General features: G+C 71.5%; 7 protein-coding genes and 2 pseudogenes. 3 read left to right on the forward strand and 6 right to left on the reverse strand.

The window, feature by feature from the left end:
• The first annotated feature begins 115 nt into the window (after positions 1 to 115).
• Complete coding sequence (locus A6302_RS22365; RefSeq protein WP_141703892.1) at positions 116 to 406, forward strand: hypothetical protein; 291 nt, start codon at positions 116 to 118, stop codon at positions 404 to 406.
• A gap of 183 nt (positions 407 to 589) precedes the next feature.
• Here A6302_RS22365 and A6302_RS17645 read toward each other — a convergent pair whose 3' ends face one another.
• The 6 genes and pseudogenes from A6302_RS17645 to A6302_RS17670 all read right to left on the reverse strand — a co-directional run bounded on the left by A6302_RS17645 (position 590) and on the right by A6302_RS17670 (position 8,114).
• The gene (locus tag A6302_RS17645; RefSeq protein ID WP_069308144.1) at positions 590 to 2,392 is read right to left on the reverse strand and encodes a trypsin-like peptidase domain-containing protein; all 1,803 of its coding nucleotides are present in this window, start codon (positions 2,390 to 2,392) and stop codon (positions 590 to 592) included.
• A 150-nt stretch (positions 2,393 to 2,542) separates the two neighbouring features.
• On the reverse strand, positions 2,543 to 3,739 hold the full coding sequence (locus A6302_RS17650) for a molybdopterin molybdotransferase MoeA (RefSeq protein WP_069308145.1): 1,197 nt from the start codon (positions 3,737 to 3,739) through the stop codon (positions 2,543 to 2,545).
• 3 nt (positions 3,740 to 3,742) lie between these two features.
• The gene (gene moaC, locus A6302_RS17655) at positions 3,743 to 4,282 is read right to left on the reverse strand and encodes a cyclic pyranopterin monophosphate synthase MoaC (protein WP_069308146.1); all 540 of its coding nucleotides are present in this window, start codon (positions 4,280 to 4,282) and stop codon (positions 3,743 to 3,745) included.
• Positions 4,279 to 5,090 (reverse strand): annotated as a pseudogene (gene trpC, locus A6302_RS17660) (indole-3-glycerol phosphate synthase TrpC). Before trpC ends, moaC begins: the two are co-directional and overlap by 4 nt.
• A gap of 3 nt (positions 5,091 to 5,093) precedes the next feature.
• Positions 5,094 to 6,106: pseudogene (trpD, locus tag A6302_RS17665) on the reverse strand (anthranilate phosphoribosyltransferase).
• Between the two features lie 118 nt (positions 6,107 to 6,224).
• On the reverse strand, positions 6,225 to 8,114 hold the full coding sequence (locus tag A6302_RS17670; RefSeq protein WP_069308147.1) for a peptidylprolyl isomerase: 1,890 nt from the start codon (positions 8,112 to 8,114) through the stop codon (positions 6,225 to 6,227).
• Between the two features lie 265 nt (positions 8,115 to 8,379).
• Here A6302_RS17670 and tpiA point away from each other — a divergent pair, with 265 nt between their 5' ends.
• Positions 8,380 to 9,141: a triose-phosphate isomerase gene (gene tpiA, locus A6302_RS17675; protein ID WP_069308148.1), complete on the forward strand. Its 762-nt coding sequence runs from the start codon at positions 8,380 to 8,382 to the stop codon at positions 9,139 to 9,141.
• A gap of 152 nt (positions 9,142 to 9,293) precedes the next feature.
• On the forward strand, positions 9,294 to 9,684 hold a 391-nt coding region (secG, locus tag A6302_RS17680), incomplete at its 3' end, for a preprotein translocase subunit SecG (protein WP_083255871.1).

A 9,684-nucleotide genomic window follows, 5' to 3' on the forward strand; every position in this document is an offset into this window, starting at 1 on the left:
CGGGCGGCGTGATACTGCCCTCCGCGGTGACGTAGAGGCCCGGCCGGGCGCCGAGGCCGCGTTCGTCGGTGTGGCCCCAGGCGACCAGCACCGGGCGCCCGTCGGCGGCAAAGACGTGATCGGCCATCGGCTCGGGCACGGTGAGCGCGTCGACGAGGGCGCGGCGAGCACCCGCTCGTCGGCGCTGCCCTTCTTCGTCATCGTCTCGGCCAGCGCCTCGATGCGGGCGCGCAGCCGGCCAAGGTCGGCGAGCAGCCTGTCCCGTGCCTCGGGCGACAGGCGGGCCGCGGGCTCGGCGGCGACCCGGCCCGGCACATGCCAGTCGATCGCCGCGCCATCGGAGGATTGCACCGGCTCGGCCAGCAGGGTCGCGCCTCCGGCCCGAGCCGGTCTTCCAGCAGCCTGAGCAGCAGCGCGTGGTCGCGCCGGGCCGAAGGCGAGATCGGCCGCAGGCGGGTCACGTCGGAGCGGTGGATGCGCGTCGTCGCCATCGCCGCCTCGTCAGGGCGTTGCGGTGGCGGGCGCGCCTCGCCCGAAGGCAGGGCGGCCGGCGGGGGAGAGACGGAGGGCGCGGCATCGGCCGTGCGCGTCACCAGCCGGCAGTCGCCGCGGCTGCGGGCGTAGGGAACCCCGTTGGCGTCGAGGAAAGCCGCCAGCGAGCTGGCGGCTGCGCGAAATTGAGGGCAAAGCCGATCTCGGCGTCGTGGCGCAGGAAGGTGTTCACGCCGATCACCCGCCCGCAGTAGTCGACCAGCGGGCCGCCGCTGTTGCCCTTGGCGATCGCGGCGGTGTGGACGGCGAGCGACAGGTCGGGGCCGGAGGACTGGACCGCCGAGACGGTGCCGGTGGTGACGGAGCCGACCGGCACGCAGGCCGGGTCGCCGGCCAGCAGGCAGTTGTAGGTCTCGTCGGTCTCCATCACGAAGGCCGGGTAGCCGTAGGCCATGACGTTGTCGACGCGGCGGACCGCGCCGGCAAGCTCCAGCGTGCCGTGCGGCGCGTCCGCCTCGATCCGGATCACGGCGAAATCCGGCCGCCCGATCTCGGCCGCGCCGGCGGCGGACCGGGCGACGAGACGCCCGGCGACGGGCTTGCCGAGGGCGGTGTTGACCACGAGCAATCGGGCCGGGTCGGCGTCCTCGACCACGTGGAGGTTGGTGACGACGTCGGTGGCGTTGACGAAGAAGCCGCTGCCGGTCGAGACCGTGCCCGGCCGCGCCGGATCCGGCGCCAGCACCAGCACCGCCGCCCGGTCGAGCGCATCGACAAGGCTGGCGCCGCCCTGCGCGAGTGACGGCGGACCGGCCGTGTCGGACGACGGCGGTTCGACCTCGATCTGCCGCGGCGAGGGGGGCACGGTGACCGGCGCCGGCGTTGCGGACGGGGGCCCCTCGGCGATCTGGGGGCGGAAGCTGCGCAGGCTGCCGTCCTGCCAGGGCAGGATCAGGTCGAGCTGCGGGGGAATGCCGTCCGGGCCGACGCTGCAGATATCGGTGTCCAGCGCCCGGCGCAGGGAGGCGATCCGCTCGCGCAGCGCGGCCTCGCTGGCCTCCAGTGTCGCATCGTCGGCGATCACCGGAGTTGCGGCGGGATAGAGCAGCACGCCGGGAATGAGCAGCACGAGGAGCAGCAGCAGGGCGATCGCGGCGGCGATCGCGACCGGCAGCCACGGCCGCTCGACGACGATGACTGCGGGTTCTACGGGTGCGACCGCTCCCGTCGCGGTGGCTCCGGATCCTGCGGTCTGGGCGGAGGCACCGAAAGTCGGAGGTATGGCAGCAGAGGCGCCGGCGCCCGGAACTGCCGTCGAGGCGCCCGCAGGCATCGCGGCGCGCGCCCTGTCCGGCGCCAGATCCATGCCCTCGCCGGCGTGAAACGGCGGCAGCGGCAACCAGGCGGCGAAGCGGCCGAAGCCGCGGCGGTGCAGCTTCTCGCGCTCGTCGTGGGACTGGATCGCATCGGCAGGCAGCAGGCCCCAATCGACGATCACGGGCCGGTCGGCGATCACATGCAGCGTGTCCGACAGGCCCGGCGTCAGCAGGCAGCGCTGGATCAGCGGCCCGTGGACGGGATCGGCCAGCAGCGGCCGCATCCGTTCGAGGAGGACGCCGAGTTCGGCGGCGATGCGGGTCTGCGTCTCGTCGTCGAGATCGCGCCAGACGCGGGCGTTGCCGGACCGGGGCGCATACCAGGCGACGGAGGTGACGGCCACGCCGTTGCCGCGGGTCACCTCCGGGCGGGCAAGAAGCTGCGCCGCCTCCGGCCCGACCCGGCTTTCGAGAAGATCGCGGATCTCCTCGTAGCGGTCATAGAGCAGCGTGCCATTGACGCGCGGCTCGGCGAGATCGACGAGCGAGCGGCTGGCGAGGAAAACCCGGCTTGTCGCCACCATGGCCCCCGAGTGCAATCAATGAGAGCAATATCGAGTTGTACTCGCATATCTTCGCAATGAATGCGGGAGAAAGGCAACAGGCAAAATCGACCGCCGCAGGACTATTTTCCCGCGGACCTCACTGCACCGGAAATCAGAAGGAAAAGACGTTCAGAACCGGATGATCCGGCAGGCCTCTCCGGCGGCGGCCGGCGGCGCGAAAGGCGGACGGACCACGAGACCGTCGGCGGCGGCCATGACCGCGAGCATGGACGAATCCTGCACCGGAAACGGATGGGCGATCCACGCGCTGTCGATCCGCTCGAGGCGCGCGCGCAGATAGTCCTCGCGCTGGTCGTTGGCGCCAAGATCGCAGCCGAGAGTCGCGGTCTCCTCTGGAGGCGCCGTGTCGGCGCGCCCCAGCAGGGCGGCGATCAGCGGCATCAGGAACAGGCGTCCGCAAACGAGGCTGGCGACCGGGTTTCCGGGCAGGCCGAGGGCGATCCGCTCGCCGCAGCGGCCGGACATCAGCGGCTTGCCGGGCCGCATCGCGATCTTCCAGAAGTCGAGGCCGAAGCCTTCCTCCTCGAGCGCGCGGCGGGTGAAATCGTGATCGCCGACCGAGGCGCCGCCGAGCAGCGTGACGACGTCGCAGTCGCCGGCCGAGGCGATCCGGCGGCGGATTTCCGTCAGGTCGTCGGGGGCAATGCCGAGATCGACCGGCGCGCCGCCGGCCGCCGTCACCAGCGCGGCGATGCCGTGGAAGTTGGAGGCGACGATCTGGTCGGGGCGCGGCGTCTCGCCGGGACGCACCAGTTCGTCGCCGGTGGCAAGAATCGCCACGCGCGGACGCCGCCGGACGGGCAGGCGCGCGTGGCCCATGGCGGCGGCAAGCGACAGGGCACGCTCGTCGAGCCGCCGGCCGACGGAAAGCAGCGTCTCGCCGGCCGAAAAGTCGAGGCCCGCCGCCCGCACGAAGCGGCCGGCCGGCGCGCCTTCGAGCGCGGTGACGACGTCGCCCTCGCGGTCGGCGTTCTCCTGGATGAGCACGGTGTCGCTGCCCGCCGGCATCGGCGCGCCGGTGAAGATCCGCACCGTCTCGCCGGCCCCGACGGTGCCGGCAAATCCGTGGCCGGCCGCCGCCTCGCCGATCAGCTTCAGCCGGGCGGGCGGGGCGGCGATGTCTTCGGCGCGCAGGGCGTAGCCGTCCATGGCGGAGGCGGCGAAGGGCGGCTGGGTGCGGGTCGCCGCAAGGTCGCGGGCAAGGGTGCGGGCGAAGGCCTCGCCGAGCGGCAGCTCCTCGGCGGGCATCAGGCGGAGCCCGCCCAGCAGCCGCCGCCGCGCCTCCTCCACCGGCACCAGCGCCATGGCTCAGTCCCCGATCTTCGCAGCGGTCGTGCTGCCGGCCTCATGCGCCCGGAAATCGCCGGAAGCGCCGCCGGATTTTTCCAGAAGCCGGATGCCGCCGATGGTCATGCCGCGGTCCACCGCCTTCGCCATGTCGTAGATCGTCAGGCAGGCGACCGAGACGGCGGTCAGCGCCTCCATCTCCACGCCCGTACGGCTGGCGACGCGTGCCATCGCTTCCACGCGCAGGCCGGGCAGGTCCTCGTCCGCCACGATCTCGACGCCGACCTTGGTCAGCGCCAGCGGGTGGCAGAGCGGGATCAACTCGTGGGTGCGCTTGGCGGCCATGATGCCGGCAAGGCGGGCGGTGGTGAGCACGTCGCCCTTCTTGGTGTGGCCGGCCATGATCATCGCCAGCGTCTCGGGCTCCATGCGCACATGGCCCTCGCAGACGGCGATCCGGTCGGTGACCTCCTTGTGGGTCACGTCGACCATGCTGGCCCGGCCCTCGGCATCGAGGTGGGTGAGGCGGGGGGCGGCGGCCTCCTTGGCGGGATCGCTCATCCGGCGGCCCGTACGCGGTCGAGGCCGAGCAGGCTGCGGGTGGCGGCGGATACATCCTCCTGCCGCATCAGGCTCTCGCCGACGAGGAAGGTGGAGACGCCGGATCTTGCCAGCCGTTCGAGGTCGGCGTGAACGAAGATACCGGATTCGCCGACGAGCAGGCGGTCGTCCGGCACCATCGCCGCCAGGCGTTCCGTGGTTTCGAGACTGACCTCGAAGGTGCGGAGATTGCGGTTGTTGATGCCGACGAGCGGGGAGGTGAGCTTCAGCGCCCGCTCCATCTCTGCCTCGTCGTGGACCTCCAGCAGCACGTCCATGCCGAGCGTGAAGGCGGTGTCCTCCAACTCGCGGGCAAGGTCGTCGTCGACCGCCGCGAGGATGATCAGGATCGCGTCGCGTCCCAGCTGCGCGCCTCGTGGACCTGGTAGGCGGAGTAGAGGAAATCCTTGCGCAGCGCCGGCAGGGCGCAGGCGGACCGCGCCGCGGTGAGGTATTCGGGCGCACCCTGGAAGGACGGCGCATCGGTGAGCACCGACAGGCAGGCCGCGCCGCCGCCGGCATAGGCGCGGGCCAGCGCCGGAGGATCGAAGTCCTCGCGGATGAGGCCCTTCGACGGGCTCGCCTTCTTGATCTCGGCGATCAGGCCGAACTTGCCGGCCTTGCGCTTGGAAAACAGGGCATCGGCAAAGCCGCGCACCGGATCGGCGTCACGGGCGCGTGCCCGGATCTCGGCGAGCGGAACGGCGGCCTCGGCGGCCGCGATCTCCTGCCGCTTGTAGACTTCGATCTTCGCCAGAATGTCGGTCATGTCTCACCCGTTGGAAACGGCGACGAGGCGCTCGAGCGCGCGAAGAGCCGCGCCGCTGTCGATCGCCTCGGCCGCCATGGCGACGCCGCCGGCAAAGTCGTCCGCCTTGCCGGCGAGCAGGATGCCGGCGCCGGCGTTCATCAGCACCGCGTCGCGATAGGCGTTGCGGGTGCCGTCCAGCACGCCCCGCAGCGCCGCCGCATTCTCGTCCGCCGTGCCGCCCTTGAGGGCATCGGCCGGATGCCGGGCGAGGCCGACATCCTCCGGGGCAACGTCGAAGGTCGTCACCCGGCCGTCTTCGAGGGCCGCGACGCGGGTCGGGCCGGTGACGGTGATCTCGTCGAGGCCGTCGGAGCCATGCACGACCCATGCCCGCTCGGAGCCGAGCCGGGCCAGCACCTCGGCGATCGGCTCCACCCACTGGCCGGCGAAGACGCCGACGAGCTGGCGCCTGACGCCCGCCGGGTTGGACAGCGGACCGAGGAGATTGAAGATCGTGCGGGTGCCAAGCTCGACGCGGCTCGGGCCGACGTATTTCATCGCGGAATGGTGGGCGGGGGCGAACATGAAGCCGACCCCGGCCTCGCGCACGCACTCGGCGATCTTCGCCGGGCCGATCTCCAGATTGATGCCGAGACTCATCAGCACGTCGGCCGAGCCGGAGCGGGAGGAGAGGGCGCGGTTGCCGTGCTTGGCCACATACAGCCCGGCACCGGCGGCAACGATGGCCGAGGCGGTGGAGATGTTGACGCTGCCGGAGCCGTCGCCGCCGGTGCCGACGATGTCGATCGAATCGGCCGGGGCATCCACGGTGAGCATCTTCTCGCGCATCACCGAGACGGCGCCGCTGATCTCGTCCACGGTCTCGCCGCGCACCCGCAGCGCCATCAGGAAGCCGCCGATCTGGCTGGGCGTCGCCTCGCCGGACATCATCACGTCGAAGGCGGTGCGCGCCTCCTCCTGGCTGAGCGGCGCGCCGGTCGCGCCTTGGCGATCAGGGTCTTGAAGGCGGACATGGAAGGCGGAATCTCCGTTGGGCGCGCCGTCTGCGGGGCGGCCGGGGCGCCGCGTCGTCAAGGGGTCCTGTCGCGCCGGGGGCGGATCCAGTCCGGACCCGCGCCGGCGGGCGGCTCGTCAGCCGCCCGAGGTGCCGAGGATGGCCTGCAGGGTCTGCTGGTTGACGCTGCTGCCGAGCGTCGTCTGCAGGTGATCGATATACTGGGCGAGCACGCCGTTCTCCATTTCCTCGGAGAGCTTGGTCTGCGCCTCGATCGCGTCGCTCGATTCGGCAAAGTAGGGAATCGGCACCGCGTTGCGGACCTTGAGCACGATGCGCGACTCGTCCGGTCCGGCCGACATGGCGACGAAGCCTTCCGGCCCGCCGAAGGCGGCCTCCTGCGCGTCCGGACCGATCGCCGTGTCCGCGCTGCGGCGGGTGAACTTCGGCGAGGTCTCGACGGTGAGGCCGGCCTTCGCCGCCTCGGCGGCGAAATCGGCCCCGCCCTTCACGGCCCGGAAGATCGCCTCGGCGCTGACGTCGACCTTGCGGGCGGCTTCCTCCGCGGTCCAGGCGGCCACGGCCTGCGCGCGGACCTCGTCGAGGCTGCGGTCGCGGCCCGGGGTGACCTTGGTGACCTCGAACCAGGCGGTTCCGTCGCGGCCGACCTGCAGCGGTGCGTTTTCCACGCCCACGTCCGACTGGAACAGGTCGGTCAGGAAAGTCTGCGCCTGCGGCAGGCCCGCGACCGGCTGGCCGTCGGTGCCGGCGCCGGTGGAATCCATCTCCGGCAGCGGCGTGGTCGTCAGCTTGAACTGGGCGGCGACCTCGGCAAGCGTCGCGCCGCCCGCGAGCGCATCCTCGATGTCCTGCTGCATCTCGCCGGCAACGCGGCGGGCCTCGGCGGCGGCAAGTTCCGCGCGGATCTGCGGCTCGATCTCGGCAAGCGGCGCAACGCTCTCCGGCTCGATCGCGACGACGCGCACGAGCGCGGCGCCGAAGCGGGTTTCGACCGGCTCACTCATGCCGGGGGCGGCCAGCGCAAAGGCGGCGTCGGCGATGGCCGGGTCGACGACGTCGGCCTTCGCGACGGTGCCGAGGTCGTAGTCGGCGTCGGCAAGCCCGCGCTCGGCGGCCAGCGCGTCGAAGGTCATGCCGCCGTTGATGCGGTCCAGGGCGGCCCGGGCCTCGTCCGCGTTCGGAAACAGGATGCGCTGCACGAGGCGGCGCTCCGGCTTGCCGTAGCTGGCCTTGTTGCGCTCGTATTCGGCGGTGACCTGCTCGGGCGTGATTGCCGCGGGATCGGCGATCGCCTCCGGCGTCAGGGTCATCACGGTGGCGCTGCGGTATTCCGGGGCGCGGAAGTCGCCCTTGCGGGTCTCGAACCAGGTGGCGAGCGTGGCATCGTCCGGCGGGGCAATGGTGCCGACATTGGCGGCGGTGATCCGCACGTAGTCGACGTCGCGCACTTCCGAGCCATAGGACACGACGGCCTCGGTCAGGGCGGCGGGGGCCTTGATGCCGCCGAACAGGCCGTCGACCAGCTGGCCGCGCCGTTCGGCCTCGCGCCGCTCCTCGATGTAGCTCGCCTCGTTGAGGTTGTTGGAGCGCAGAAGCTGCGAGAAATAGGCGCGGTCGAACTTGCCGTCGCGCTGCAGCGAGGGATCGGCCGCGATCTCGGCGGCGAGGCGCTCGTCGGAAATGCCGATGCCGAAGGCGTTGGCCGCATCCGTCAGGGCGGCTTCCGACATCATCCGGCCAAGCACGCGCTGGGGAATGCCGAAGGCGGCGGCCTGGGACGGGGTGAGCGGCTGGCCGAGCTGGCGCACGATCGCCTGCGTCTCGAACTGGTAGGCGCGCTGGAAATCCGCGATCCGGATATCGGTGTCGCCGACCGACGCGATGGAATCGGTCGACATGGATGTGATCGAGCCGGAGATGCCCCACACGGCGAAGCTCGCCACCAGCAGTCCGAGCAGGATCTTGGCGACGAGGGTCTGGGCGCCACGGCGCAGGCTGTCGAGCATTCCGTCCGCTTTCCGAATCCGGGTTCATCTGTTGCCTGGGCCGCCGGTCCCGGTGTTGCGGACAGCCCTTCCGAATGGCGGCGGATCATAAGGAGCCAAGGGGGCGCAAGCAAGCGAAGCGTCTTTGCGCTCCGCGACTTCTCTGCTATGGCCGGCGACAGGATACGGCCATGTACCTTGTGACGGACCGGGTCACATACCGGCCATCGATCGGCCGGGCGACGCAGGGGGCGTCGCTCCGGGCGAGAAGGAAAGCAGGAACGCCATGACGCAGTCGATCAAGCCGCTTGTCGCCGGCAACTGGAAGATGAACGGCCTTGCGGCATCGCGGTCCGAACTGGAGGCAATGATCGCGGGTGCCGCCGGGCTTTCGGACCGGGTCGATCTCGCCATCTTCCCGCCGGCGCTGCTGGTTCCGGCCTTTGCCGCGGCCGCCGCCAACACCGTGCTCGGCGTCGGCGGCCAGGACTGCCACGCGGCGCCGTCCGGCGCCCACACCGGCGACATTTCGGCCGAGATGCTCAAGGATGCCGGTGCCACGGCGGTGATCGTCGGCCATTCGGAGCGCCGCACCGACCACGGCGAGACGGATGCCATGGTGCGCGCCAAGGCGGAGGCCGCGCTTCGGGCGGGCCTCGTGGCGGTCGTCTGCATCGGCGAGACCCTGGACGAGCGCGACCGGGACGTGACGCTCGACGTCGTCGGCACCCAGCTTGCCGGCTCGGTCCCCGACGCCGCGACCGCCGCGACGGTGGTGATCGCCTACGAGCCGGTCTGGGCGATCGGCACCGGCCGCACGCCGACCACCGACGATGTCGCGAAGGTCCACGGCTTCATCCGCGAGAAGCTTGCCGCGCGCTTCGGCGACGAGGGTGCGGTCCTGCGAATCCTTTACGGTGGCTCGGTGAAGCCTGGCAATGCCGCCGACCTGATGGCGGTGCCGCATGTGAACGGCGCGCTGGTGGGCGGCGCCAGCCTCAAGGCCACCGACTTCCTGGCGATCGCTTCGGCCTGCGCCGCGACCTGAGCCTTTCCGCCGATCCGCCGGATCACGACCGGGGACGGCGTTGCCGCAGCGTCCGCCGCGGCGCGCATGCCGCGTCATGCGCGTGACGGGGTGGAAAGCGCCGACCCGATCGTGTACAACGCCGCCGGCTCTCAAGAGGTATGTCGACTTTCATGCAGACGGTCATTCTCGTCATCCACCTGATGGTGGTCATCGCGCTCGTGGGCGTCGTCCTGATCCAGCGCTCCGAAGGCGGCGCGCTCGGCATCGGTGGCGGCGGCGGTGGCGGGTTCATGAGTTCGCGCGGTTCGGCCAATGTGCTGACGCGCGCAACCGCGATCCTGGCCGCGATCTTCTTCGTCACGTCGCTGGCACTGACCGTCCTGCCGCGGGTGATGGGAACGTCCGGATCGATCCTCGACACGGTCGCGCCGGCGCCGGCCGGCAACGGCGCCCTGCCGGACCTGTCCGGTTCGGGCAACGGCGTGCTCGACCAGCTCAACCAGATGCGCCGTCCGGGCGCCGAGCCCGGTGCGCAGGTCCCGGCCGCGCCCGAGGCGCCCG

It is taken from the genome of Methylobrevis pamukkalensis (assembly GCF_001720135.1).
GTDB lineage: Bacteria > Pseudomonadota > Alphaproteobacteria > Rhizobiales > Pleomorphomonadaceae > Methylobrevis > Methylobrevis pamukkalensis.

Bases quoted from the DNA above. Each gene is read 5' to 3' on its own strand.
- tpiA (WP_069308148.1), top strand. From the start codon at position 8,380: ATGACGCAGTCGATCAAGCCGCTTGTCGCCGGCAACTGGAAGATGAAC.
- A6302_RS17650 (WP_069308145.1), bottom strand. From the start codon at position 3,739: ATGGCGCTGGTGCCGGTGGAGGAGGCGCGGCGGCGGCTGCTGGGCGGG.
- A6302_RS17670 (WP_069308147.1), bottom strand. From the start codon at position 8,114: ATGCTCGACAGCCTGCGCCGTGGCGCCCAGACCCTCGTCGCCAAGATC.
- moaC (WP_069308146.1), bottom strand. From the start codon at position 4,282: ATGAGCGATCCCGCCAAGGAGGCCGCCGCCCCCCGCCTCACCCACCTC.
- A6302_RS17645 (WP_069308144.1), bottom strand. From the start codon at position 2,392: ATGGTGGCGACAAGCCGGGTTTTCCTCGCCAGCCGCTCGCTCGTCGAT.